This window comes from Rhizobium sp. BK379, from assembly GCF_014193955.1.
Lineage (GTDB): Bacteria > Pseudomonadota > Alphaproteobacteria > Rhizobiales > Rhizobiaceae > Rhizobium.
This window is the reverse complement of the sequence record NZ_JACIAD010000006.1, coordinates 305,858-331,650: the sequence shown is the minus strand read 5'-3', so window position 1 is coordinate 331,650 and position 25,793 is coordinate 305,858. Positions and strand designations below refer to the sequence as shown.

Below are 25,793 nucleotides of genomic sequence, written 5' to 3'. Positions count from 1 at the left end.
AAACCGGCGCAGGAGGAAACAAGATGGCCGAGGAACTGGAAACCGAGCGTCCAGACGTTCGCGAGGATGGCAGACGCCCGCCAAGGGCGGTCGTCGGTTCGCAGCGTGTCGAAGAGGAAATCTTCGGCAAGGTCTTCGATTCCAATATCGTCAAGCGAATCTGGGCCTTCGTGCATCCCTACCGGCGTGATGTCGTCCTGTCGGTGATTTCGGTGCTGGTCTTTACCGGCATGCAGCTTCTCATTCCACTGATCATCCGCTACGCGATCGACCATGGCATGCAGCCCGATGACAATGGTTCCGCACTGACCTTGGCGATCGGCGCGTTCCTGATCGCGATCCTCATCAACTACGGGGCCAGCTATTTTCAGGAAACGCTGGTCGGCGGCGTCGCGGAAAACGTGCTCTTCGATATCCGCAAGGCAATGTTCTCCCATCTCCAGCGCGTTTCCCTCTCCTTCATGGACAAGACCGAGGTTGGCCGGCTGATGTCGCGCCTGCAGGGCGACGTCAACTCGATGCAGGAATTCCTGGAAACCTGCGTGTTGTCCGTCGGCGATATCTTCCTGCTCTTCGGCATCGTCTTCGTGATGCTCTATCTCGACTTCAAGCTCGGCCTGCTGACGCTGTCCGTACTGCCGGTTCTCTTCGTCGTGCGCCTGTTCTGGCTGCCGCTCGCCCGCAAATCCTTCATGGCAGCGCATGAAACCAATTCGGTGGCGAACGGCGCTCTGGCCGAAGCGATCCATGGCGTGCGCGCCGTCCAGAGCATGGACCGGCAGGAGGTCAACTTCACGCTTTACGACGACAAGGCGCATGCCAACCTGCTGACGCATCTGACCGCAGCCCGTTACGCGCAGATCATGGTGCCGATTGTCGATACGCTGACCGGTATCGCCATGGCGCTCGTCATTGTCGTCGGTGGTGCGCGCGTGTTGAACCAGGCGCTCGACGTCGGCGTGCTTGTCGCCTTTCTCTTCTATATCCAGCGCTTCTTCGACCCGATCCGTTCTCTGACCTTGCAATATTCGGTCATGCAGCGCGCAATGGCGTCAGGCCAGCGGCTGACCGACGTGCTCGACGTGCCGGTCGACATCAAGGATGCTCCCGATGCCAAGGTACTTTCGCCCGACATGGACGGCTCCGTCGAATTCCGCGATGTCGTCTTCGGCTATAATCCGAAGCATCCGGTGCTCAAGCACGTAAGCTTCAGGGTCAATCCCGGCGAGACGGTTGCCCTTGTCGGCCCGACCGGCTCGGGCAAGTCGAGCTGCATGTCGTTGATCCACCGATTCTACGAGGTGCAGCAGGGACAGGTCGTTGTCGGCGGCCATGACGTGCGCGAACTGACACAGGATTCGCTTGGCCAGCAGATCGCCATGGTGCTGCAGGAACCCTTCCTCTTCACCGGCACCGTTTTCGAGAATATCCGCTATCACAAGACGGAAGCCACCCGCGAACAGGTAATCGAGGCCGCCAAGGCCGTCGGCGCGCACGACTTCGTCATGCGCCTGCCTCAGGGCTATGACAGCATGCTCGGCGAGCGCGGCGGCAATCTTTCGCTCGGCCAGCGCCAGCTTCTCTCCTTTGCCCGCGCACTGGTGGCGGACGCGAAGATCCTCGTACTCGACGAGGCGACAGCCAATATCGACAGCTATACCGAAATGCTGATCCAGAAGGCACTGGTGAAGCTGCTCGAAAACCGTACCGGCCTCGTCATCGCCCATCGGCTGGCAACGATCCGCGAAGCCGATCGCATAATCGTGCTGCAGAATGGCGAGATCGTCGAAAGCGGCAATCACCAGCAGCTCATGAAAAACGGCAAGCTTTACTCGAAGCTCTATAACCTCAACTACGCCTCCTTCGACGATATTCCCGAGGACGTGCTGGAAGAAACAGTAACGGAATCGGCGACCTGATGCCGCCAGTTGCGATTGCGCGTTTGACCCGGCGGATTTCGCCCTGAGGATTTCAGTGCAAAACACAGAAATTGGGTCTCCGCGCGCCGTTTATTGGTCGGCTTGCCTCAAAAGGTGCAAGATTTGAACGAACAAACGCCGCCGTGGAGCATTTTATGTTCTATAGGGGCGATTTGCGACTAAGGAGAATGTTATGAAGAGAATTGTTAGCAGTCTGTTGATTGCGACGGCCCTTGTGGGCTCGGCTATTCAGCCTGCTGCCGCCCGCGACCATCATCACCACGACAATACCGGCCGCGCCATCGCCGGCGGCTTGGCAGCGGGTGTCGTCGGCGGCCTGATCGGCGGCGCCATCGTCAACAGCGGCCCCCGCTATGTCGACGGTCCCCGTTATTATGATGCGGGCCCGCCGCCTCCGCGCTGCTGGTACGAAGATCGTGACGTCCGCAACCGCTATGATGGCGGCTATCACACCGAAACCGTGCGGGTCTGCGACTAACGGCTTCAAGAATCGCCTGATGCCCAAAGCGGCGTTGGCCTGATCTACGGTTATCGCCGCTGCCTCTCGCCCCTTCGGCCGGGATTGCACTGCAATCCCGGCCATGCTTTTCCAGCATTGACCAAAGCTGCCGGCGACACGCCAGTTGCCACCCATTCCCGCCAATTGGAACACCCTCATCTGTCATTCGCCTGCAAAGAACCGCCGTTAGTTGTCGGCCTGGTCAATTGCATGGCTGTGCGACATGGTTGTACCTATGCAACGCCATGGAAATGAACGCAGGCGGCTCGCCCAACACCCGTTTTCAATGCTGACTGCTGATTCCAGAAGGTGGAATTTGTCGTGCGTGAGAGATTGAGGGAAGCCGATGACTGATAGTCCGGTGAACGACGGCAAGGCGCCAAAGAAGGAGCGCATGCGCTTCGTCAGCGCCGAACAGGTGGCGCAGCTTGCCGGCGTTTCCCGCTCGGCCGTTTCGCGCACCTTCACACCGGGAGCAAGCGTTGCGCCCGCGACGCGGGAGAAGGTGCTGCGTGCGGCTGAGGAACTCGGCTACCACGTCAACGATCTTGCGCGCGGCGTGCTTGCCAATCAGAGCCGCCTCGTCGGCATTGTCGCCACGAAACCGGAGATCGGGTTCCGCGCCCATCTCGCCGCCGCCCTTGCCAAATTCCTGATCCAGCGCGGCAGTATTCCGATCCTCATCAACACCGGCCAGACCGAGGACGAGCTGCTGGCCGCCCAGAAGATGTTGATCGGCCATCGCGCCGAGGCGATCATCATCCTGTCGGGCTCGCCGCCGGCGAGTTTCCTCGAGCTTGCGCAGCGCAACGGGCAGCCACTCGTAGTTATAGGTCGTTCCGAGCCGGACGCAGACCATGTGCGCGCCGGCAATTCGGAGGCCTCCCGCAAGGCGGCGACCATGTTCTTCGAGGCCGGACGGCGCCGGCTGGCGGTCGCCGGTTCCAACACCGGTACACCCAGCATCATCGAGCGCGAAAGCGCCTTTCTGTCGACGGCAGAGGGGCTCGGCGCCGAGGTCTTCATCGGTCGCGGTGCGGATTCTGACTATGAGAGCGGCATTACTGCGGGCCGCGCGCTGTTTTCGAAAGAAGTGCGCCCCGACGCTGTCTATTGCGCCAACGACCAGATCGCCTTCGGGCTGATGGACCATGTGCGGCAGGAAATGAAGCTGCGGGTTCCCGAAGATGTCGCCATCATCGGTTTCGACGACGTTCCCGAGGCATCCTGGCTCAGCTATCAGCTGACGACCTTCCGGCAGGACCCGCTCGTCATGGCGATGCGCGCCGTCGAACTGATGGAACGGCGCTTGGCAAATCCGGACTTGTCACCGGGCTATGAACGGGTCATTCCAGAGCTCATCATCCGCCAGAGCTTCAGACCCTGATTCCCTTGAAAGTATCTCATGCTTTGCGAATTTCCTGATGACGCCCGCTTTGTCCTTGCCAGGGATGTAATCCTCGATGCGGCGGGAAAAGCGCTCTCCTACTTTTCCGATCTCTCCTCGCTGGAAACCGGCCACAAGTTGAACGGCCAGGATGTTGTGAGCCAGGCCGACAAGGCCGTGGAGGCGATGATTCGTGACCGCATCACCGCCACCTTTCCCGATGACGGCGTGCTCGGGGAAGAAGAAGGTTTGGCGGAAGGCCCCTCGGGCTATCTCTGGGTTGTCGATCCTATCGATGGCACGAGCTGTTTCGTGCACGGTATAGACCAGTGGTGCATCTCGATCGCCGTCATGAAGGACGATGAGACCGTGCTTGGCCTCATCTGCCAGCCGACATCGGGCGATCTCTTCGTGGCGAGGAAAGGAGAAGGTGCCTTTCTGAACGGCAAGGCGATTAACGTCGATAAGACCACCAGCATTGGTACCGGGCTTCTTGGTGTCGGCGCCAATTTCCGCGTTCCGCTGAAGCCGGTGTCGATCTTCATCCACCTGCTGCTGGAGGCGGGCGGCATGTTTATCCGCAATGGCTCCGGTGCGCTCATGCTGGCACAGGTCGCCTGCGGCAGGCTGGCCGGCTATTATGAACCCCATATCAACTCCTGGGACTGCATGGCAGGGCTCTTGATGATCCGTGAAGCCGGAGGCTGGACCGAAGCCTTCCCCGGCGAGGGCACGCTTTTAACCGGCGGCCCGGTCATCGCCGCAGCGCCCGGCGTGAGGGACGAGCTCCTGACGCTCGTCGGCCGCTCGCTGCAGGATGAACCGGCCTGAAATCCGCTAGGTTCGCGCGACCTCACCGGTCCCGGGTGAGCTGAATGCAATCTTTTCCGTGAGATCGATGAAATTGCGGATGAGAGCAAGCCGCGCATCGGCCCGATGGGCGACATACAGCGGCAGGGGTGGGAGTTCACCGGGCAATAGCGGCCGATAGACCACAGATTCCTGATGAAGCACCCGCATTGACGCCGGCACCACCGTAAGGCCACGGCCACCGGCCACCAGATTGATGGCGGCGATGATTCGAGAAACCTCATCGACGATCCGTGGTGTAACGCCGGCGCTACGGAAAGTTTCGGTAAGTCGTTCGAATATCCCAGGCCCGTCCGTGCGCCGGTAAACGACCATATCGACACCATGGAGCATATCGAGCGTCATGGGTTTATCTTCCGCCTTCGCATAGGGGTGGCTGCGCGGGACTGCGACCAGCATATCCTCTTCGGATAGAGCCCGTGCGGTCAGCTCCGGAAAGCGCTTCGCATCGATGTGCAGTAGCGCAACATCGATGCGCTGCTGCTGAAGGGCCAGAATCAACTCATAGGTCTCGCTCTCTTCGACAACAATCTCGGCAAGTGGAAAGGCCCGGCGAAACTGCTGGAGGAACTGCGGCGCCAGCACATGCAGAGAAGCCGAACTCGTAAAGCCGACAGAAAGCCGGCCGCTTTCGCCCTTGCTGAAGCGCCGCACATTGTCGACCGCCAATTGCGCGCGTCTCAGGATATCGCGTGCCTCTTCGAGGAAGAGCTCGCCGGAACTGTTCAGTGCGACCCTGCGCGGAGACCTGTCGAACAACTGGACGCCCAGCTCATATTCCAGATCGCGGATCTGCTGTCCCAATGGTGGCTGCTGGATGTGCAGGCGCTCGGCAGCGCGATTGAAACTGCCCTCCTCGGCAACCGCCACGAAATATCTGAGATGCCGGAGTTCCATCGGATCACCTAGAACTTTTTGAGTTTAAGTGTTGAACAATATAAATATTTTACATGCAGAAGTCACGCTTCTAAGCTTCTCCCAACTTGAGCACATCAGGAGGAGACGACATGGCCAAGAGCAAACCGAAGATCGCGATCATTGGCGCCGGCATGGGCGGGCTTGCCGCTGCGGCGACGCTGCGCAAGGTCGGCATCGACGTCCAGGTTTACGAACAGGCGCCGAAATTTGCACGCGTCGGCGCCGGCATCCAGATGCTGCCGAATTCGTCGCATGTACTACGCGGCATCGGCGTACTCGACCGCCTCAAGAAGACTGCCTTCGAACCCTATTCCCACCTCAACCGCGTCTGGGACACCGGCGAGATCAAGCGCGAGCTGCCGATGCCGGAAAGCCTCTATGGTGCGCCGTTCCTCTGTATGCATCGCGCCGATCTGCACGAAGCACTCTACTCGGTGCTTCCACCCGAGATCGTCCATCTCGGCAAGAAGCTCGTCGGTCTTGATCAGAAGAACGACGGCGTCAGCCTGTCCTTCGCCGACGGCACCAAGGTCGAAGCCGATGCGGTCATTGCCGCTGATGGCGTTCACTCGCTGGTGCGCGAAATCATCGTCGGTCCCGACGCACCGCTGCACAAGGGGCGTATTGCCTACCGCGCAGTCTTCGATGCCAGCCTGATGAACGGTGGCACGATCGCGCCTTCGCGAACGAAATGGTGGGGCCTCGACCGGCACATCGTCATTTACTACACGGCCGCAGACCGCAGCTCGCTCTATTTCGTCACGAGCGTTCCCGAATCCGCCGACTGGATGACGGCTGAATCCTGGTCGGCGAAGGGCGACGTCAAGGAATTGAGAGCCGCCTATGAAGGCTTCCATCCGGAAGTACAAATGGTTCTCAACGCCTGCCCGGATTGCCACAAATGGGCAATTCTCGAACGCGAGCCGCTGCCGCGCTGGAGCGATGGCCGCGTTGTACTTCTCGGTGACGCCTGCCATCCGATGACGCCCTACATGGCCCAGGGTGCGGCAACCTCGATCGAGGACGCCGCAGTGCTGGCGCGCTGCCTTGAGGCCGTCGACAATGACGATATCGAAGGCGCCTTCCGCCGCTACGAGGCGAACCGCAAGCCGCGTACGTCTCGCATTCAGGCCATCTCCAGTGCCAACACATGGATGTCGGGCGGTAACGACGATACGACGTGGCTCTACGGCTATGACGCCTGGAACGTGCCGCTTGTCGGCGAAAACGAGCTGGCCATGGCCGGCTGATCGGAACAGCAGATGTTGCAGCAAGAAACCCGTGAGATGGACGGTCACTACGAGTTCGTGACCGTCTCGGATGAGGCGACCATCGCCTTCCGGCATTATGGCACGCCCGGAAAGCCGCGCCTGCTGTTGATCCATTCGCTTGCCCTTGACGGCAGTATCTGGACGGACGTCATCTCAGGCCTGCAGGGTCAGGCGGAGATCATCTGCATCGACTGCCGGGGGCATGGCTGGAGCAGCCGTGCGCCCCTTTCCTACGCCATCGAACGCTACGCCGATGACGTCGCCGAGGTTCTGGACAAGGCCGGCTGGGATAAGGTGATCGTTGCTGGCTGTTCGATGGGAGGCTGCATTACGCAGGCTTTTGCCGCGCGCCACCCTGAACGCGTTTCGGCAATGGTCCTTATCGATACCACCGCCTGGTACGGGGAAAAGGCACCTGAAGAATGGCGGGCACGGGCTCAGAAAGCGCGGGCCGAAGGCCTCGCCTCGATGGCCGCCTTTCAGGCGACCCGCTGGTTTGGCGACCGTTTCAGGGCGGATAATCCACGCAAGATCCAGGAGATGATGGAGATCTTTGTCCGCAACGATCTCGATGCCTATGAGGCGACCTGCATCATGCTCGGCGATGCCGATCTACGCAGTGCGCTTTCCAGCTTTCACTTCCCTGTTTCGGTCATTGTCGGGGAAGAAGACTATGCAACCCCGATCGAGAGCGCACGCCAGCTTGCGGACGCAATCCCTGGGGCTTCCCTGACGATCCTGCCAGGCGCCCGGCATCTGACGCCAATCGAATGTAGCGACGTCATCGCAAAGGCGATCGGCAAGATGATTGAAGCTGTCACCCAATAGGGTGAAACTGGCGGCAGGGGGATGCCGCCGGCCTGTTAAAACGTGCCGATCTGGGAGGATGATATGCACGACAACAATAGCATACTGGTTGCCGGGTCGGCTGCAGGCGATGTTTCGCACGACGGCCCGCAACAGACACGACTGGCAGGCCGCGCCGCGTTTCTGACGGCCCGTTTCGAAGCGATCCCTTTTACGCCCTGGCATCGCCGGGCGCGTATCATCATGGGGAGCGCTACGTTCCTCGACGCCTTCGATGCGCTTTCGCTGGCCTTCGTTCTACCGATCCTGATCAAGCTCTGGGCCCTGACGCCGGCTCAGATCGGCTGGATGATCGCGGCAAGCTATATCGGCCAGCTCGTCGGCGCCCTTATCTTCAGCCGTCTTGCGGAAACGCTCGGCCGCGTCCACATGGCCGCCTCCGCCACCGCACTGATGTCGGTCATGAGTGTCGCCTGCATTATGGCCGGCAATTTCCATATGCTGTTCATCTGCCGTCTGATCCAGGGCATTGGTGTCGGCGGCGAAATGCCCGTTGCCGCCACCTATATCAGCGAGCTCCTGCGCGCCAAGGGTCGCGGTCGCAACTTCATGCTCTACGAGCTGATCTTTCCGATAGGCCTGATGGTAACGGGCCAGGTGGGCACAGTGATCGTGCCGATCTTTGGCTGGAAATCATTGTTCCTGCTCGGCGGGATTCCCGGTCTGCTGATTGCCTATCTGCTTTATCGGCTGCCGGAATCACCGCGCTGGCTGATCGGCCAGGGCCGCCTCGACGAAGCCGAAAAAGTGATCCGCCAGGCCGAGGAAAGCGCACGGCGCAAGGATCCCGGCTATTCCTTCGACGACCGCGCCTATAACGAAGCAACGCTGGCGCTCGGAGGGCAAAGTCAGACGGCGGCCCCTCAACCACGCAGCCGCTGGCGGGAACTATTGTCACCGACGTTCCGCATGCGCACCGTCGTCGCCTGGATCCTCTGGGCGAGCTCGTTCTTCGTGGCCAACAGCCTGAACAACTGGATGCCGACGCTCTATCACACCGTCTATTCGCTGGAACTCGGCAGCGCGCTGAGGGCAGCCTCGATGACCAATGTCGCACAGGTCGTGATCCTGCTTGTCTGCGCCTTCTGCATCGACCGTGTCGGGCGGCGCACCTGGGCCGTCGTCTCCTTCCTGATCGGCGCTGTACTCTTGGCCGCACTCGCCGGTGGTGGTGCAAACAGCCTTTGGTCGCTCATTCTGCTGGCGACACTTGCCTATGGCGTCGTCGGCTCCGTCAACGCCGTGCTTTATCTCTACACGCCGGAAATCTACCCGACGCGCATGCGTGCGGTCGGAACGGGCCTTGCCACATCATGGCTTCGCATCGCCTCGGCCGTCGGCCCGACGACGGTCGGCTACATGGTCGGCGCACAGGGCATCAAGTCGGTCTTCATCATGTTCGGGATCGTCGCTGTGATCGGTGCGCTTGCCGCAACGCAGATGATCGAGACCGGTGGGCGCAAGCTCGAGGACATTTCCTCCTAGCACTCGGCAGCGTTGGCGGAACGAAGCCCCGGTATCTGTGATGCCGGGGCTTCGACATTTCGAAGGTCTCAGACGCCGCGTGGCACGGCACCATGCTCCTTACGCGCGATGATCATGGCGACAGCAAAGACGAGCAGCGCACCGGCGGCAAGGCAGATAGCGAGGAAGAACATCGGTGCAATCGTGCTGCCGGTTTCGTCCTTGATCCAGGGCACGACGTTCTGAGCGACGAAGCCGCCGAGATTGCCGACAGAATTGATGGCCGCGAGGCCGGCCGCAGCACCCGCCCCCTTGAGGAAGCGGGACGGCAGGCTCCAGAAGACCGGCTGTGGAGCGAAGATGCCCGCTGCGGCAACGCAGAGGAAAATGAACTGCAGCGTATTGTTCGGAACGAGCGCCGAGAGCAGCAGGCAGGCCGCACCGATGAAGGCGGGAATGACGATATAGGGTGTCTTGGTCTTCACCTTGTCCGCAGCAGCCGGCACCGCCCAGAGGGCGATGGCCACCAGGATCCAGGGAATGATGTTGAGGAAGCCGTTCACGGTGTTGCTGACGCCGAAGGCTTTCACGATGGTCGGCAGCCAGTAACTGAGGCCGTAGGCGGCAAGCGGAAAGGCGATGTAGCAAAGCGCCATCAGGAGGACACGGGGGTCGACGAGCGCCTTGAAGCCGTTCTCGGCATTGTGATCCATGCCGGAATTTTCGGACGCCAGGCGATCTGCCAACCAGCTCTTCTCCTCCTTGCTGAGGAAATTCGCATTTTCCGGTCGGTCATAGAGATAGAAGAAGGTGATGACACCGGCAATGACGGCCGGAATGCCTGTCGCCAGAAAGACCCATTGCCAGCCGGCATGACCGAGGAAACCATCGAGATCGAGCAGCATGCCTCCAACCGGCGCGCCAATGGCGTTGGCGAGCGCACTGAAAATCATGAAGAGGCCAACCATGCGGCCGCGATAATCCGAGGGGAACCAGAGCGTCAAAAGATAGAGCACGCCCGGAAAGAAGCCTGCCTCGCAGACGCCGAGCAGGAAGCGCAGGATATAGAACATCGTCGCGTTCTGCGTATAGGAGAGCAGGATAGTGACGATGCCCCAGGAGACTAGGATGCGCGCGAACCAGACGCGTGCGCCGAACCTGTCGAGGAACAGGTTGCTCGGCACTTCGAAGAGGAAATAGCCGATGAAAAAGAGCGAGGCGCCAAGGCCGTAGGCATATTCGCTCATGCCGAGCGCATCGACCATTTCCAGCTTGGCGAAACTGACGTTCTGACGATCGATATAGGCAATGAGGTAAAGGATTCCGAGGAATGGCATGAGGCGCCAGGTAATCTTCGAGATCAACTGCTGTTCGTTGACCATTGCAAATTCTCCAAATGATTGTTGCTTTTCTCTTCAATAGATAGCCGCATCGGGACCATTATCAATCACACCGAACGGTTGGGGACGGCTCTTCCATTGACAAGCGATATGTCGATTGTCATCGCTAACGAAGCGGAAGCTTACCCGCTCCTGCCGTATCTCCAGAGAGATCATCATGACCCAGTTCTCCCCCCGCGAATTCCTGACCAGCCTGTTTTCCGCAGCCGTGCGCGCTGCCGATCCGCTGACCGGCATCACTGCGCATCTGCCAAAAAAACCAAAGGGCAAGACGGTCGTGATAGGCGCCGGCAAAGGTGCCGCGCAGATGGCGCGCGCACTGGAAAGCGTGTGGGATGGGCCGCTCGAAGGCGTGGTCGTCACCCGCTACGGCTATGGCTGCGAAACGGACAATATCGAGATCATAGAAGCCGCCCATCCCGTGCCCGATGCTGCCGGCCTTGCCGCTTCCAGACGATTGATCGAGACCGTCGCCGGATTGAGCGAGGATGACCTTGTCATCGCACTGATCTGTGGTGGCGGCTCGGCGCTGCTGCCTTCCCCGCCTGACGGACTGACGCTGCAGGACGAGATTCTGCTCAATGAGCTGCTTCTGGCTTCCGGTGCGCCGATCTCGGCCATGAACGTCGTGCGCAAGCATCTCTCGACGATCAAGGGCGGACGGCTGGCGGCTGCGACCAGGGCCCGCTTCGTCAGCCTGATCGTCTCGGACATTCCCGGCGACAACCCCGCTCACGTGGCCTCCGGACCGACTGTTCCCGATGGCTCGACCCGGCATGATGCGCTTCAAATTATCCAGCAATACAGCCTCAAGCTGCCGCAGGCTGCCATGGATCATCTGAATTCTCCGAAGGCCGATGCGCCACGGCCGGACGATGCGGTCTTTGCCGGTCACGAGCACCACATCATCGCTTCGGCCGGCGTGTCGCTCGAGGCAGCCGCCGAACTCGCCCGCTCGCAGGGCATCGCACCGGCGATCCTGTCGGATTCCGTCGAAGGGGAATCGCGCGACGTGGCGCTGGTACATGCGGCAATCGCACGCGAGGTTGCCGGTCGCGACCGGCCTTTCACGAAACCCGTCGTCATCCTCTCGGGCGGCGAAACGACCGTGACGTTGCGCGCAAAGGGCGGCAAAGGCGGACGCAACGGCGAATTCGCGCTCGCTCTGGCTCTGGCCATCGATGGCTACAGCGCCGTCCACGTGCTTGCCGCCGACACCGACGGTATCGACGGTTCGGAAAACAATGCCGGCGCCTTTGCCGACGGGGGGACTGTCAAGCGGCTACGCGCCGCCGGTCGCGACCCGCGCAATGTGCTCGACGCCAACGACAGCTATTCCGGCTTCAAGGCGATCGGCGACCTCTTCGAAACCGGTCCGACCGGCACCAATGTCAACGATTTCAGGGCAATCCTGATCGTCTGACCGCTCCTTCACGAAGGAGTTTCTCGACGTGCTTGTTATCGATGCGTTCTCGGATAGGGATTTCGCACCGGCGGCGTCCAACCGGCAAGTGCTGCGGGATCAGGTTTCCACATTTCGACCTTCAACGGATAGCAGGCGGCCACATCGCTCGAATGGCTTGCGCCGCAATCGCCGCCCGGGCATGCCGACAGGGCACCAAGAAGATCGATTTCGGCAAAGAACTCGATGAAATCTCCCGGCCGTACCGGACTTGCCTTCATGAAATACTGGTGCGTATCCCTAGTGAAGCCGGTGCACATGAAGACGTTGAGGACGTCATGCACGTGCATTTCCGCTTGCTCGAGCGGCATGCCGCTCTCGGCCGCAAGCGCCCGCGTCAGGTTCGAATGGCAGCAGTAATGGTAATCGCTACCCTTCAGCAATCGGTTGGTATAGGGGTCGCAGCGTGTGCCGATGACATCATGAACGCCAGCTCCGTCATCATCCCACCCATACCAGCCAAGGCTGTCATAGGTGATCGTCGCCATGGGGCGCAGGTAGGGCAGCGTACTCCAGAGACGATCGCCGACACCGACATGGGTTGCCCGCAATGCTCGTGTCTTGCCGCTGAAAAACCGTTCGGAGAGGTCTGCAGCGTTCCACAGATTGAGGTCACCGACCTGCGGGCCGTCGATACTGACGATGCGAAAGAAATGACCCTGCGGAACGTGAAAGCTGCCTGCCTCGCGCGGCGGCACGATTACCTCGCCGACCTTCGTCAGCGTTTGGCGGGCCGCCTCGAGCAGACCGAGATCGGCGGATGGCAGAGTTTCGACTGGGTAAACGACCACGGGCGGTGCTGACCGCCGTTCGGTTGCGTCGGAAGGAACTGGCACGATCGACTGTTTCGACATCCTGATATTTTCGCTCCGCTAGCGGTCTTCGGGTGTTGCGCCCGATGACACGCAATAATCTCCGAGCACTCTTAGCTGGGCCACGCCAATGGGCAACTGAGCTGTCCCTTGCTCTCTGGACAAGTTTTGCTTAGTCATCCTGCCATGAGAAACTTTCCTCTCGCATCACTGCGGGCATTCGAAGCAGCCGCGCGCCACGAAAGCTTCGTCAGGGCAGCTGCCGAATTGAACCTGAAACCCGCCGGCATAAGTCAGCATGTGAAGGCAATGGAGACTTGGCTCCGCATCCCCCTGTTTCTGCGTCATAGCCGTGGCGTGACGTTAACGGCCGCCGGCAGGGAATTCGGCTCGGCCGTCACGCATGCCTTAAAGCATATTGAAGTCGCCGCCGGGCAGTTGAGGCTGGAAGCCAACAGCCGCCCGGTCAGCGTTGCATGCATTCCCTCCATGGCGGTGCGATGGCTCATTCCGCAACTGCCGAGGCTGAGAATTGCCTTCCCCGAAATCCGGATCAACATCGTCTACGCGCTGGATGCCAGGACGCCTGAAGCGGCAGGTGCCGATCTCCTCGTCTGCCACGGCGTGCGGCCGGGTTCCTGCGCCATAAAGCTCCTCGATGCCGAGACCAGACCAACCTGTTCGGCGGAATTCCTTGCCCGGCATGGCCCCTTTCAAAAGCCAGCCGACCTGCTTGCCTGCGAAATCCTGCATGACGAGACGACCGATGCCTGGGCGCGCTGGCTGTCAGGCGCCGGCATCCATTCCTCGCCGAAAGCCGGACCTATTTTTGCCGACTTCAATCTCATGATCGGCTCGTTGATCAGCGGCCAGGGCGTCGGCCTTTGCCCGACCGCCCTGATCGCAGAAGAGATCGCGGCAGGTTCGCTCGTTTCCCTCTTCGACCGGGCTATCGATATGGACAAGGCTTACTGGCTCATCGAGGCAAAGGGCCTCTCGCGCGAGGCAAAAACGCTTCGTGATTGGCTGCTTGCTGCAAATCAGGAGAACTGACGGGCCGATCAGGCCTATGCCCGCTTCGGAACAGGCAGATCGAGAGGTGTCATGCGCCAGGTGTTGCGGCCATCAGCCTTGGCACGATAGAGCGCCCGGTCCGCCTCCTGCATGAGCGCTTCTCCATCCACTCCGTCAACCGCGGCAATGCCGATGCTGACACCGAGACGGATAGCAAGACCATTGATGGCAAAAGGCTGTTCGAAGGCGTCGATACAGCGCTCGGCGAGACCAATCGCCTCACCTCTTTGCCCCCTCATCAGGATGGCGAATTCATCACCGCCGAGGCGGGCGACCAGATGGCCCTGCGCATGCATCTGCAGCCGGTTGGCGACATTTTTTAGGACTTCATCGCCGGCAGCATGGCCAAACGTATCATTGACGGGCTTGAACCCATCCAGATCCAGGCAGCAGATGATGACCCTCTCCCTGTCCTCCGATGCAAGGGCTTTTTGGAGCGCTTTGTAGAACTGCATCCTGTTTGGCAGGCCTGTGAGAATATCGTGATGTGCCAAACGGTTGGCCTCAGCCTCGGCAAGAATTCTGTCGCTGACGTCGGCCACGGTGAGCAGCAGCCGGCGCTCGGCCCCTTCGTGGAGCTGGCGAACATAGATCAGCACATGGCGCTCCGATCCGTCCAGCGTCGCCTGCCGCCAGATCGTCCGTGCATCACGGTCACCATCGAGATGAAGGAGGATCTTCTCAAATGCCTGGAGTTCGCCGTCGACATGCATGTCGCAGGCCCGCTTTGACAATAGCGTTGCTGGTTGGAAGCCATAGAAATCGACGGCCGCCTGGTTGGCCTGGAGGATGGCGAGGCTCTCGCCATCGCACAAAAGCATGGGCATGGGATTGGCATCGAACAATTGGCGAAGCCAGTCTTCTCGCTGCTTGAGGCCGGTAATGTCGATGCGCATACCAATGGCGCCACCGTCGGGCGTGCGCCGGTCGTCGTGGCGCAGCCAGCGGCCGTCCTGCAACCGCTGTTCCTCCTGCGAAACCGGCTGACGGAATTTCTGCATGCGAGCGCTGAACCAGGCCTCCTTGTCGTCGACGAGCTCACGCATCCTGTCCCCTGCGAGACTGGTCCTCAAAATATCCTCGAACGCAGCGCCAGGCCTGAGGTACTCGGCTATATCAGCATAGAGCTCGGCATATTTCTGGTTCCAGAGAACATAGCGATCGTTGGCGTCGAACACACAGACCGCCTCCGGCAGCATCTCTATGACATAGCGCAGGCGCAGATTTGCCTCGCGCGCCGCATAACCTGCAGGACGCTCGTCATCGACAGGCTCAAGGAAAGCGGCTGTGACCGTCTCTGCACCCGTGGACCAGTTTATGACCTGTACCCGGCATAATCGACGATGACCGGCACGATCGCCAACGAGGGCGGTAGAGACGCCTGAGAGCAAGGGCCACTCGTGCATGAGCTCGGCAATATCGACTCCGGCAGGCTGACTTTCGAGATGGAGGAGATGTCCGGCTTCGTCATTGACAAAGATGACGCGGCCAGCGGTGTCGAACACGAGCACCGCCATTGGACACGCCTTGAGGAATGCAAGGATCTCGGCACCAAGCATCGTCAGCCCAACTGTTAAGTCGCTTCAGCAGATATTTCGACTGTGACTTTAACAGCGGAACGTAAAGGAATGTAACCAAGTCTCACGGTGCGAGAATTTCAAAGCCGTCCCGAAGCAAGACAAGGTTTCCGGAAAGCTAAGAGGCGATCCGGTTGCAATGATCCGCGAGGAGGAGCCCTCGGCATTGCATGGGCTTCACTGTACTGACCTCGACCTCATTACGACGGCGGGCCGCGTCTTCTCGCCCACGCAGTAATCTTCACGTCTTCAGCAAACAATGCGTGCGTCCGCGTCACCGGCACAATTGGTACGATTTTTCACGAACAGGCGAACGAAAGAAATAAATAGTCTATAGATTTAATAGAGAATTCGACACTCTTCCCGTTATCGCCTCCTGACATTGCAACCTTAAACGGGAAACATCAACGATGACATTGGCAAAAACTCTGGGAGCGGTTGCGCTCGGGCTCCTCTCCCTCGGCATGTTCAGCAACGTTGCAGCGACAGAGGCAAGCGCACCGCTGCTCGACAAAGTGCCGCCCGGGACGGTTCTGACGATCGGCGATCCCGTGACACAGAAGGCTCTCGAGGTTTCCGGCCTCGTCAAGGAACTCACCTTCGAAGTCAAATGGGCAAATCTCAGCGGTGGGCCCCAGACATCCGAAGCCTTCCGCGCGCATGCACTTGATGTCGGCTCGGTAGCCGAAATCCCGTCGATCTTTGCAACCTGGAACAACCTGCCGGTCCGCAACATCGCCTATCGCGAACGGAAGGACCCGACTGCCAATCCAATCTACCGTTTCGGCATCGCGCCTGGCGTCGATGTCAAGTCGCTCGCAGATTTCCGCGGGAAGCGCATCGCCTTCAGTCCTGGCCAGGCCCAGGGTACACTTGTGCTTCGTGCGCTTCATGCCGCAGGCCTGACGAAGAAAGACGCCACACTGGTCGAACTGCCGAGCACCGGCGACGTCTATCCGAAGGCGCTCGCCAGCAAGCAGGTCGATATTGCGCCGCTCGGCGGCGTCAATATCCGTCGCTACGTCGGCCAGTATGGCTCCGATGGCGCGAGCCTAATCGAGCACGGACTTCGTGACGACCCCTCCCACCTCTATGCACCGCAGTGGGTGCTGGACGATCCCGCAAAGGCGGCCGCCCTGGCCGAATACGTCCGCCTCTGGGCACGGGCAACCGAATGGGTCGATCAGAACCCCGAGATCTGGATCAAGGAATATTATATTGGCCAGCAGGGTCTCAGCCGCGAGGATGCCGAATTTCTCGTCAAGCTCTCAGGCGCCCAGGTCATTCCGGATAGCTGGGCAGACGTGAAGAAGCGCCATCAGGAAACCATCAACCTCCTGGCTGACGAGCTTGGCTACAAGCCCTTCGACGTCGAACAGATCTTCGACAACCGCTTCGAAAAAATCGCTGCTGGCGCCCTGCCAAGAAGCCAGTGATCACGCGCGCCGTTCCATAGCGAAGAGAGGAGATCGCAAGCATGGCAACCACCTGGGATGCAGATAACGTCAAGACCTCACGGCGAGCGCCGCGCGAGAGCGCCGGCATAACAACCACAGCAAAACACGCAGCCTCCCGCGCTCGCCGTAGGCTCGGTCCCGGACGCGAGATACCGTTCGGACTTCAGATCGGCCCGGCATTGCTGGTGCTTGCCTGGATCGCTGGATCGACATTCGGATGGATCGATCCGCGCATTCTCTCTGCCCCCTGGACGGTCATCGAGGCCTTTGGTCGGCTGATCGCCGAGGGTCGCCTGCAGGAGAATTTCGTGACGTCTGCGACCCGCGCACTGCTGGGCCTCAGCATCGGCCTCGTCATCGGCACGGCTCTCGCGGTTATCGCCGGCCTATCACGCATCGGCGAGGCGCTGATTGACGGGCCAATCCAGATCAAACGCGCGATCCCGACGCTGGCGCTGATCCCGCTGTTCATTCTGTGGTTCGGAATTGGCGAAAGCATGAAGGTCACGACCATCGTGCTTGCCGTCATCATCCCCATCTACATCCACACCCACAACGCACTGCGCAGCATCGACAGCCGCTACGTCGAACTCGCCGAGACGCTGCGCATGAGCCAGAAGGACTTTGTCTTCCAGGTCGTGCTGCCCGGCGCCCTGCCCGGCTTCCTCCTCGGCTTGCGCTTTGCCGTCACGCTCTGCTGGGTGTCGCTCGTGGTGGTCGAACAGATCAATTCCACCAGCGGCCTCGGCTACATGATCGATCTTGCCCGCACCTATGGCCAGACCGACGTCATTCTCGTCGGCCTCGTGGTCTACGTGCTGCTCGGCCTCGTCTCGGACGGTCTCGTCCGCCTGCTCGAACGGAGGGTCCTGTCATGGCGCCGCACTCTGGCCAACTGAAGCCTGCCGTCCGCGTCGAAAATCTCGTGCGACGTTTTTCGGCGAAGACCATCCTCGACAGTGTGGATCTCGATATCGGTGAGGGCGAATTCGTGGCCCTGCTCGGGAAAAGCGGATCAGGCAAGAGCACTTTTCTCAGAGCCCTTGCCGGCCTCGATCATGAGGTCAAGGGAACGGGTACGCTCGAGACCCCGGAAAGGCTTTCGGTGGTCTTTCAGGATGCCCGCCTGCTGCCCTGGCGCACGGTCATTCAGAACGTCACGCTCGGCCTGCCGGGTGAAACCGGACAGGAAGCCGGACGCAAGGCGCTCGCCGAAGTTGGTCTCGAAGGACGCGAAACTGCCTGGCCGAACCAACTGTCCGGCGGCGAACAGCAGAGAGTGGCACTTGCCCGCTCGCTGGTGCGCGAGCCGGCCCTGCTGCTGGCTGACGAACCCTTCGGCGCGCTCGATGCGCTGACCCGGCTGAAGATGCATGATCTCTTGCGGGAGCTTTGTGCAAAACACCGCCCCGCCGTCCTGCTCGTCACCCATGATGTCGATGAGGCGATCTCACTCGCCGACCGGATCCTGGTGCTCGACGAGGGCCGCTTGGTGGAGGATCTGCGCATCGACCTGGCCGTGCCTCGCGACCACGGCGACCCGCGCTTCGCACAGATCCGAACCCGGCTTCTGAGCCGGCTCGGGGTTGATGCCCCGGGCCGCCGCGCCGCCTGAAACCAACGGAGATCGTCATCATGGCAAGTCAGAAAAGACAGATAAGGCTTGGCGCGTTCATCATGGCAACGGGCCATCATATCGCCGCCTGGCGCCACCCGGACGCGCAGGCCGATGCCGGCTTGAATATCGATCACTATCGCGACCTGGTTCAGACGGCGGAACGCGGCAAGTTCGATCTCGTTTTCGTTGCCGACAGCCCCGCCGGCTGGGAACGCGCAAAAGATCCGGAAGCCCTGCGCCGCACAGCGCAGGGCGCTCATTTCGAGCCGATCACCCTGTGGGCGGCGCTTTCGCAGGCCACAAGCCATATCGGCTTCGTCGCGACCGCCTCCACCACCTACGAAGACCCTTATCTGCTCGCCCGCAAATTCGCCTCGCTTGATTATATCTCCAAGGGACGTGCGGCCTGGAATGTCGTCACCACGGGCGCCGACGTCTCCAAGAATTTCTCTATCCCCGGCCATCCGGCTCATGCCGACAGGTATGCAAGGGCCGAAGAATTCGTCGATCTGGTGAAGGGCTTATGGGATTCCTATGAGGACGATGCCTTCATCCGCGACAAGGAAAGCGGCGTCTACCTCGATCCTGACAAGGTGCATCAGCTGAACCACAAGGGTCAGTTCTTCAGTGTCAGCGGACCGTTGAATGTCGGCCGCCCGGTTCAGGGCTATCCAGTCATCGTCCAGGCCGGTGCATCGGAGCCCGGGCGCGAGCTCGCCGCACGCACCGCCGAGATGATCTTTACCGCCAATCAGACACTGGAAGACGCTCAGGAATTCTACTCGGACGTCAAAGGACGTCTTGCCCGCTACGGGCGCAGCCCGGACGAGCTGCTGATCAGCCCTGGCATTTTCCCGGTCCTCGGCGGTACGGAGGCTGAGGCCAAGGCGAATTACGACTATATCCAGTCGCTCGTCCACCCCTCGGTCGCCTGGAATATCCTGTCACGCCACTATAAGGGCGTCGATCTCTCGGGTTATTCGCTGGACGATCCGGCCCCGCCGCTTCCAGACAGCACCGAACTCAACAAGAGCCGCCTCAAGCTGGTCACCGATCTGGTTTCCCGCAACAACCTGACACTACGGGAGTTCTATCTGGCTGTCGCCACTGCACGCGGCCACCGCACGGTGGTCGGAACGCCGGAACAGGTGGCGGACGCGATGCAGGAATGGTTCGACAATGGCGCGGCCGACGCCTTCAACATCATGCCTCCGATCCTGCCGACCGGACTGACTGACTTTGTCGATCAGGTCGTGCCGATCCTGCGCAAGCGGGGCCTGTTCCGTGAAGATTATGAGGGCGCGACACTGCGCGAGAATCTCGGTCTTCACCGCCCGCCGAACGGCTTGGCTCTGAGGGTGAAGGAAAGCGAAGAAAGCAGGGCGGCGGGGTAATCCATCGCCAAGAAGATACGGAGTGGCTCGCGGAAAATCCCAGCCGCCCGTTCCAGATAATTCGATAATAGAGAACCGCGGACATATTGCATGACCAGCAATCCGGAATTCCTTTGGTATATCCCCAATGCCGTCAAACCCGGCCACCGCGGCGATTCCGCCGTTGAAAGCCACAACAGCCTGGAAACGCTGACGAGCCATGCCAGGGCTCTCGAAGAGCACGGCTGGAAGGGTGCGCTCATCGGCACAGGCTGGGGCCGTCCGGACACCTTCACCGTTGCAACCGCACTTGCGGCGCGGACGACGACCTTCGAGCCGCTGATTGCGATCCGTCCCGGCTATTGGAGGCCTGCGAATTTCGCTTCGGCAGCAGCCTCGCTCGATCACCTCACCGGTGGGCGCGTGCGCGTCAACATCGTCTCCGGCAAGGACAATCTGGCGGCCTATGGCGACAGTGAAGGCGATCAGGCGCATCGCTATGCGCGCACAAAGGAATTCATGCGGCTGGTGCGAAAACTATGGACGGAGGAAAACGTCACCTATGCAGGCGAGCACTTCGGGGTCACCGAATCCACCGTGGTGCCGCGCATCGAGGCCCGCGGTGAGCGTCGCCATCCGAAGCTCTATTTCGGCGGCGCATCGGAGGCGGCCGAGCGCGTATCGGCCACCGAAGCCGACGTGCAGCTTTTCTGGGGCGAACCGCTCGATGGCGTGCGCGAACGGATCGACCGTTTGAAGCGGCTGAGCCGCGATCTCGACCGCGACCTGCCGCCGCTTCAATTCGGGCTGAGGATTACAACCTTGGTCCGCGACACCACCGAAGAGGCCTGGGCCGATGCCGAAGCGAAGGTTGCGGAGATGGCTGACAATAGCGGTGTCGGCTGGCACGATCACCAACGGGCTGTCGCCGTAGGGCAGCAGCGGCTGCTCGATCTTCATCAGCGCGGTGAAGTGCTCGACGACAATCTATACACCGCGCCCGGCAAATTCGGCGGCGGCGGCGCGGGCACGACCTGGCTCGTGGGGTCCGCCGAGGATGTCGCACGCGCGCTGCGGAAGTACCAGGCGCTCGGCATCACTCATTTCGTGCTGTCAGACACGCCTTATCTCTCGGAGATCAAGCGGCAGGGGAACCAATTGCTGCCGTTGCTGAAAGGCTCCGTGCCATCTGCTGACGCCCTGCCGGAAAGGCGCAAAGCTGATGCCGAGGTACTTAGCTGAGTGCACCCGGCCGTCTCCGACCGGGTGCAAACTGCTGCAGATGATTGGGCTGGCAGGATTGAGATCGTCATCTCAATGGGCGCCCGCGCCTCCGCCGACCTGCGGCTTTTTCGTGAGAAGCAGAGCAACTGCTGCCAGCGCGAGCACCACACCGATGACGGCGAACGTATCGCTGAAACCCATGATCAGTGCCTGACGTTTGACGATCTGGCCAAGGGCGACGATCGCCTTCTGCGATGCCACCGCCGGATCGGTGACACCGTGCTGGGTGAAGTAGCCTGACAGCTGGGTCAGGCGGTCGCGCACCTCGTCACGGGTCAAGGTGATCGACTGACCGATGATGTTCGAGTGGAATTGCTCGCGCTTCGTCAGGATGGTGCCGAGCGAAGCCGTGCCGACCGCACCACCGAGATTGCGCAGCATGTTGGTCAGGCCAGAGGCGGCGGCAGCGTCTGCCTGTGCGATGCCGGCCGTGGTGATGGCGGTGATCGGCGTCAGAACGAGAGCCTGGCCGATGGCACGTACAATATTCGGGATCCAGAACTGGTCGCCGGCATTGTTGGCCGAAAGTGTGATGTTCATGAAGCAGCTGATCGCGAAGATCGAGATGCCGAGGAAGCCTATGTAACGTGCGTCGAAGCGCTTCATCAACACAGGCACCAGCGGGATGAGCAGGAGCTGCGGCAGACCGGTCCAGGCGAGTACGTTGCCAATCTGCTCGGCATTGTAGCGCTGAACCTGGCCAAGATATTGCGGCAGGATGTAGACGGTGCCGAAGAGTGCGACGCCAACCAGCACATTGACAAGCACGCCGATACCGAAATTGCGCTGGGTAAGCAGGCGCAGCTTTACCAGCGGCTTCTTGACCGTGAGCTCGATCCAGATGAAGGCGGCCAGGAAGACGAAGGCCACGATGGCGAGTTTGACAATGAAGGGCGAGGAGAACCAGTCGTCCTTGTTGCCCTCTTCCAGCACGGTTTGCAGAGCCGAAAGGCCGATTGCCATGGTGACGATGCCGGCCCAATCGCCCTCCTTCAGGAGGTGAAGCTGCATCGGCTGCTTTTCAAGCGTCAGAGCGAGAGCCGCCGCCATGAGGAGGCTCGGGATGGTGTTGATGAAGAAGATCGTCTGCCAGCCGTAATTCTCCGTCAGGTAGCCCCCGATCGTCGGGCCGATGGCCGGGGCGAAGGTGACCGACAAGGCAAAGACGGCAAGGCCAAGCGGCTGCTGGTTCTTCGGCAGCTTGGTCAGCACCATGGTGAAGGCCATGGGGATAAGCACGCCGCCGGCAAAGCCCTGCAGGCCGCGCAGCAGGATCATCGTGCCGAGATCATGGGCGAAGGCACAGGCCATCGAAAAGAGCGGAAAGAGGATGGAATTGACGAGGATATAGCGGCGGAACGAGAAAACGTTGCTGAAATAAGCCGTCAGCGGAATGACGACGATCTCGCCGATCAGGTAGGAGGTGGAGATCCAGGCACCGTTATCGACACCTGTGCCGATGCCGCCCTCGATATCGAGAAGCGAGGCATTGGTGATCTGGATATTGAGGATCGCCATGAAGGCGCCGATCATGCCGGCGAGAACGGCGATCCAATCCCTTGTGCTGGCCTTGGTGCTGGCACCCGGCTGCGGGATGGCACCTGATGTTGTTGCGATACTGGACATGACACGATCTCCTGCCCCTTCGCTTAGTTGCTGGTAGCATCGACCTTGGTGTCGATGCTCGGCTGGACGGACATGCCGGGGCGCAGATCGCCCTTTTCGGCAGCATCACCATCAAGCACGATCTTTACCGGGATACGCTGAACAACCTTGGTGAAGTTGCCGGTGGCGTTGTCGGGCGGCAGCAGCGCAAATTCCTGTCCGCTTGCCGGCGACAGGCTGTCGACATGGCCGTGATAGGTGCGGCCCGGGAACATGTCGACCTCGATAGCGACGGGCTGGCCGGCATGGACATCGGTCAGCTGTGTCTCCTTGTAATTGGCGACGATGTAAGCAGCCGTCGTCGGCACCACAGCCATCAGCTGCGTGCCGGCCTGGACATATTGACCGACGCGCAGCGTACGGTTGCCGACCGTACCGTCGATCGGAGCGACGATCGTCGCATAGGAGAGGTTGAGCTCGGCCTGCTGTGCGACGGCCTGATCATGGGCAAGCGTTGCCTTGGCCTGGGCAAGTTCGGCATTCAGAAGCTCGACCTGCTTGGTTGCGGCGTCGAGAGCCGCCGTATCCCGAACGATCGTTGCCTGGGCAGCCGCAATCGCGGACGCTGCCTGCTGTGCCGTCTGGACCGGGGCATAACCGTTGGTGGCAAGGTTGGTGTAGCGCTTGTTGTTCTGCTCGGCGAAGGTCTCGTTGGCCTTGTCGACATCCAGCGTGGCGCGAGCGGCGGCAATGGTCGACTGCTGGATGTCGAGCGAAGCCTGCTTGGCATTGACGGTGGCTTCGGCAGCAGCGACATCGGCTTTCGCCTGGTCAAGCGCAGTACGAAAATCGCGGTCATCGATGCGGGCAAGCGGCTGGCCGGCCTTCACTGTTTCATTGTCGCTGACGAGGACCTTTGAAAGATAACCTGAGACCTTAGGAGCGACCGTCGTGCTGTCTGCCTTGACATAGGCATCATCGGTGGAGACTTCGAAGCGCCCGACCGTCCAATAATCGTGACCATAATAGGCAGCCGCAGCGATGATGGCGATGGCGGCCACACCGAGCAGCAGGGAACGGCCAACACGTTTACGACCCGGCGCTTCCGCAGCCGGAGCGACGGGCTCAGCGACACGCGGCGTCTTGCCGGCATCGAGGCTCGCGGGCATGGCTTCCGCTGGCGTTTCGGTGACCGGCCCATCGGCCGTGGCGGCGTTGTTGTTCAGGGCATACAGCTTCTTGGCGGACATCGTCACTCTCCTTGTGGAAGGTCGCCGTCGTCTCGGCTGCGGCCTTGAAATTCGGCTCAAGCCCAATTTAGGAAACTTGATATTTTCCAAAATATGGGTTAAAAAGGAGAAGTCAACAAGAATTTGGAAAATCACGATGGTCCAAAATCACGATATCGAGAAGAAGCCACGTGGCAGGCCGCAGGTGCGTTGTGACGAGGATACGCGCGGCGTGCTCATCGAAGCCGCCAACAAGCAGTTTCACGAGAATGGCTATGCCGCGGTCAGCATCGCCGCAATCGCCCAGGAAGCCGGCGTTTCGACGAAGACGCTCTATCGCCTGTTCCCCACCAAGGCAGATCTGTTTTCCGAAATGGTCTCGAATCGCACGGAACGCTTTCTCATGGCGCTCGATCCCGGCACGTTAGCAACGGCCGAACTCCGCCAGGGGCTGGAACGCATGCTCATGGCCTATGGCATGCTGACGCTTTCGCAGGACACGATCACGATTACACGCCTCGTCATCGGCGAATCTGACCGCTTTCCCGAGCTCGCCAGCTCTTTCTACGACAAGGCGATCATGCGCACCAACGCGTCGATGGAAAACTGGCTGCGCCGTCAGGTGGAACACGGGCTGATCAAACTCGAGGACCCGCACGCCGCTTGCGGCATGCTGCGCGGGATGATGATCATGGAGCCCCAACGCGCCACCATGCTGCGCCAGCTGCCGCCGCCGAATATCGAGGAGATCGCTTCGAGGGCGAGAATGTGCGTCGATATTTTCCTCAGGGGATGCGCGGCTTATGATAGCGCGGAGCACATCCACGCGAAGAACGTCGACGGCTGAAATACCGAGCACTCGCCGAATTGCCCGGTGCAATATCATGAAATCTATCTCGCGCCCGAGCACCGCCGCGAGGATCGCGACGGCATCCGGCGAATCTGCGTCACATCAGGCCGCGAGAACCCCCGCTTTTTTCGCTGTCCAGGTGGCGATCAGGTCCATCAGGCCGGGCGAAAGGCAATCGTAAGGCTCAAGCCCAACCCCCTTGAGGCGCGAACGTACGTCGCCCATTTTGCCGGGATCGTATCCGCTTTCGATGATCGACGATACGAAGGCGGCAAAGCCGGGTGCCGCCCAGCCTTTCTCCTGGAACCGTTCTGGATGAACGAAGGAAAGGCCCTGAAAAGCATGATCGCGCTCGACAGGCCCGTACATGTGGACCCCGCAATCCTTGCAGGCATGGCGCTGGATGAGCGCAGACGGATCGACGACCGCCAGCTTGTTTCCGTTCTCCAGAACCTCGACGTTGGCAGTCGGCGCCACGGCAACCACTGAAAAGACCGCACCCTTCGGCTTCCAGCACTTCGTGCAGCCACAGGCATGGTTATGGGCAATATCGCCCTTGACGCGGACTTTCACCGGATTGCTCGCGCAATTGCATACGAGCGTGCCGCCGACAAATGACGCATCGGTCGCCCGGTATCCTGAATCCACGATTGGGTGGATCGCTACATTGCTCATGCGTTGTCTCCTTCCCTTCCAGGGCCGCGGCGGAATGCCGTGGCCAAGCCCTGTGTCACCGCGCAAACCCCTCGATGGCCAGCACGAGACCTCCTCCGCAAGCGAGTATATCACCACGCCGGCGATATCGTCCGCCCCTCTTCTGCGCGTAAGACAGGATC

The 25,793-nt window shown here is 60.6% G+C and carries 21 protein-coding genes and 1 pseudogene; 15 read left to right on the top strand and 7 right to left on the bottom strand.

The window, feature by feature from the left end; all coding sequences use genetic code 11:
• The first annotated feature begins 23 nt into the window (after positions 1-23).
• From FHT93_RS25500 to FHT93_RS25485, 4 genes are all read left to right on the top strand, one after another.
• The gene (locus FHT93_RS25500; protein ID WP_112546131.1) at positions 24-1,919 is read left to right on the top strand and encodes an ABC transporter ATP-binding protein; all 1,896 of its coding nucleotides are present in this window, start codon (positions 24-26) and stop codon (positions 1,917-1,919) included.
• Positions 1,920-2,112: 193 nt separating this feature from the next.
• Positions 2,113-2,418 carry a hypothetical protein gene (locus FHT93_RS25495; RefSeq protein WP_112546130.1) on the top strand — a complete coding sequence of 102 codons (306 nt, stop codon included), beginning with the start codon at positions 2,113-2,115 and terminating at the stop codon, positions 2,416-2,418.
• A 367-nt stretch (positions 2,419-2,785) separates the two neighbouring features.
• Complete coding sequence (locus tag FHT93_RS25490; RefSeq protein ID WP_113114519.1) at positions 2,786-3,826, top strand: LacI family DNA-binding transcriptional regulator; 1,041 nt, start codon at positions 2,786-2,788, stop codon at positions 3,824-3,826.
• Positions 3,827-3,844: 18 nt separating this feature from the next.
• Positions 3,845-4,657, top strand: a complete 813-nt coding sequence (locus FHT93_RS25485; protein ID WP_112972668.1) for an inositol monophosphatase — start codon at positions 3,845-3,847, stop codon at positions 4,655-4,657.
• A 6-nt stretch (positions 4,658-4,663) separates the two neighbouring features.
• Here the strand turns inward: FHT93_RS25485 and FHT93_RS25480 are convergent, their stop codons facing one another.
• The gene (locus FHT93_RS25480) at positions 4,664-5,593 is read right to left on the bottom strand and encodes a LysR family transcriptional regulator (RefSeq protein ID WP_112972669.1); all 930 of its coding nucleotides are present in this window, start codon (positions 5,591-5,593) and stop codon (positions 4,664-4,666) included.
• Between the two features lie 110 nt (positions 5,594-5,703).
• Here FHT93_RS25480 and FHT93_RS25475 point away from each other — a divergent pair, with 110 nt between their 5' ends.
• The 3 genes from FHT93_RS25475 to FHT93_RS25465 all read left to right on the top strand — a co-directional run bounded on the left by FHT93_RS25475 (position 5,704) and on the right by FHT93_RS25465 (position 9,237).
• A complete protein-coding gene (locus tag FHT93_RS25475; RefSeq protein ID WP_112546126.1) occupies positions 5,704-6,864 on the top strand; it encodes an FAD-dependent monooxygenase in 1,161 nt (386 codons plus the stop codon).
• 12 nt (positions 6,865-6,876) lie between these two features.
• A complete protein-coding gene (locus FHT93_RS25470; protein WP_112546125.1) occupies positions 6,877-7,713 on the top strand; it encodes an alpha/beta hydrolase in 837 nt (278 codons plus the stop codon).
• Between the two features lie 63 nt (positions 7,714-7,776).
• Positions 7,777-9,237: an MFS transporter gene (locus tag FHT93_RS25465; protein ID WP_113145199.1), complete on the top strand. Its 1,461-nt coding sequence runs from the start codon at positions 7,777-7,779 to the stop codon at positions 9,235-9,237.
• Between the two features lie 68 nt (positions 9,238-9,305).
• On the opposite strand, the gene FHT93_RS25460 is transcribed toward FHT93_RS25465, so the two are convergent.
• A complete protein-coding gene (locus FHT93_RS25460) occupies positions 9,306-10,598 on the bottom strand; it encodes an MFS transporter (protein ID WP_183850031.1) in 1,293 nt (430 codons plus the stop codon).
• 175 nt (positions 10,599-10,773) lie between these two features.
• Between FHT93_RS25460 and FHT93_RS25455 the strand changes: the two genes are divergently transcribed.
• The gene (locus FHT93_RS25455) at positions 10,774-12,039 is read left to right on the top strand and encodes a glycerate kinase (protein WP_183850029.1); all 1,266 of its coding nucleotides are present in this window, start codon (positions 10,774-10,776) and stop codon (positions 12,037-12,039) included.
• A gap of 35 nt (positions 12,040-12,074) precedes the next feature.
• Here FHT93_RS25455 and FHT93_RS25450 read toward each other — a convergent pair whose 3' ends face one another.
• The gene (locus FHT93_RS25450) at positions 12,075-12,932 is read right to left on the bottom strand and encodes a DUF1989 domain-containing protein (protein ID WP_113014523.1); all 858 of its coding nucleotides are present in this window, start codon (positions 12,930-12,932) and stop codon (positions 12,075-12,077) included.
• A 144-nt stretch (positions 12,933-13,076) separates the two neighbouring features.
• Here FHT93_RS25450 and FHT93_RS25445 point away from each other — a divergent pair, with 144 nt between their 5' ends.
• Positions 13,077-13,943 (top strand): LysR substrate-binding domain-containing protein, encoded by an 867-nt coding sequence (locus FHT93_RS25445; RefSeq protein WP_183850027.1) that lies wholly within the window; start codon positions 13,077-13,079, stop codon positions 13,941-13,943.
• A 14-nt stretch (positions 13,944-13,957) separates the two neighbouring features.
• On the opposite strand, the gene FHT93_RS25440 is transcribed toward FHT93_RS25445, so the two are convergent.
• Complete coding sequence (locus tag FHT93_RS25440; RefSeq protein WP_348649805.1) at positions 13,958-15,523, bottom strand: diguanylate cyclase; 1,566 nt, start codon at positions 15,521-15,523, stop codon at positions 13,958-13,960.
• 482 nt (positions 15,524-16,005) lie between these two features.
• On the opposite strand from FHT93_RS25440, the gene FHT93_RS25435 reads away from it, so the two are divergent.
• The 5 genes and pseudogenes from FHT93_RS25435 to FHT93_RS25415 all read left to right on the top strand — a co-directional run.
• The gene (locus tag FHT93_RS25435) at positions 16,006-16,977 is read left to right on the top strand and encodes an ABC transporter substrate-binding protein (RefSeq protein ID WP_246781737.1); all 972 of its coding nucleotides are present in this window, start codon (positions 16,006-16,008) and stop codon (positions 16,975-16,977) included.
• A 41-nt stretch (positions 16,978-17,018) separates the two neighbouring features.
• Complete coding sequence (locus FHT93_RS25430; RefSeq protein WP_183850016.1) at positions 17,019-17,897, top strand: ABC transporter permease; 879 nt, start codon at positions 17,019-17,021, stop codon at positions 17,895-17,897.
• Positions 17,873-18,613, top strand: coding sequence for an ABC transporter ATP-binding protein (locus FHT93_RS25425; RefSeq protein ID WP_183850014.1), 741 nt, complete (start codon positions 17,873-17,875; stop codon positions 18,611-18,613). The genes FHT93_RS25430 and FHT93_RS25425 overlap by 25 nt, the downstream gene beginning before the upstream one ends.
• Before the next feature lie 20 nt (positions 18,614-18,633).
• Positions 18,634-20,010 (top strand): LLM class flavin-dependent oxidoreductase, encoded by a 1,377-nt coding sequence (locus FHT93_RS25420; RefSeq protein ID WP_183850012.1) that lies wholly within the window; start codon positions 18,634-18,636, stop codon positions 20,008-20,010.
• 90 nt (positions 20,011-20,100) lie between these two features.
• Positions 20,101-21,165, top strand: a pseudogene (locus tag FHT93_RS25415) (LLM class flavin-dependent oxidoreductase); the annotation flags it as partial.
• 138 nt (positions 21,166-21,303) lie between these two features.
• On the opposite strand, the gene FHT93_RS25410 reads toward FHT93_RS25415, so the two are convergent.
• Both FHT93_RS25410 and FHT93_RS25405 read right to left on the bottom strand, forming a co-directional pair.
• Positions 21,304-22,899, bottom strand: coding sequence for a DHA2 family efflux MFS transporter permease subunit (locus FHT93_RS25410; protein WP_183850009.1), 1,596 nt, complete (start codon positions 22,897-22,899; stop codon positions 21,304-21,306).
• A 23-nt stretch (positions 22,900-22,922) separates the two neighbouring features.
• Complete coding sequence (locus FHT93_RS25405; RefSeq protein ID WP_183850007.1) at positions 22,923-24,128, bottom strand: HlyD family secretion protein; 1,206 nt, start codon at positions 24,126-24,128, stop codon at positions 22,923-22,925.
• Between the two features lie 136 nt (positions 24,129-24,264).
• Here FHT93_RS25405 and FHT93_RS25400 point away from each other — a divergent pair, with 136 nt between their 5' ends.
• The gene (locus tag FHT93_RS25400; protein WP_183850171.1) at positions 24,265-24,954 is read left to right on the top strand and encodes a TetR/AcrR family transcriptional regulator; all 690 of its coding nucleotides are present in this window, start codon (positions 24,265-24,267) and stop codon (positions 24,952-24,954) included.
• Positions 24,955-25,059: 105 nt separating this feature from the next.
• Here the strand turns inward: FHT93_RS25400 and gfa are convergent, their stop codons facing one another.
• Positions 25,060-25,632, bottom strand: a complete 573-nt coding sequence (gene gfa, locus FHT93_RS25395) for an S-(hydroxymethyl)glutathione synthase (protein WP_183850005.1) — start codon at positions 25,630-25,632, stop codon at positions 25,060-25,062.
• Between the last annotated feature and the right edge of the window lie 161 nt (positions 25,633-25,793).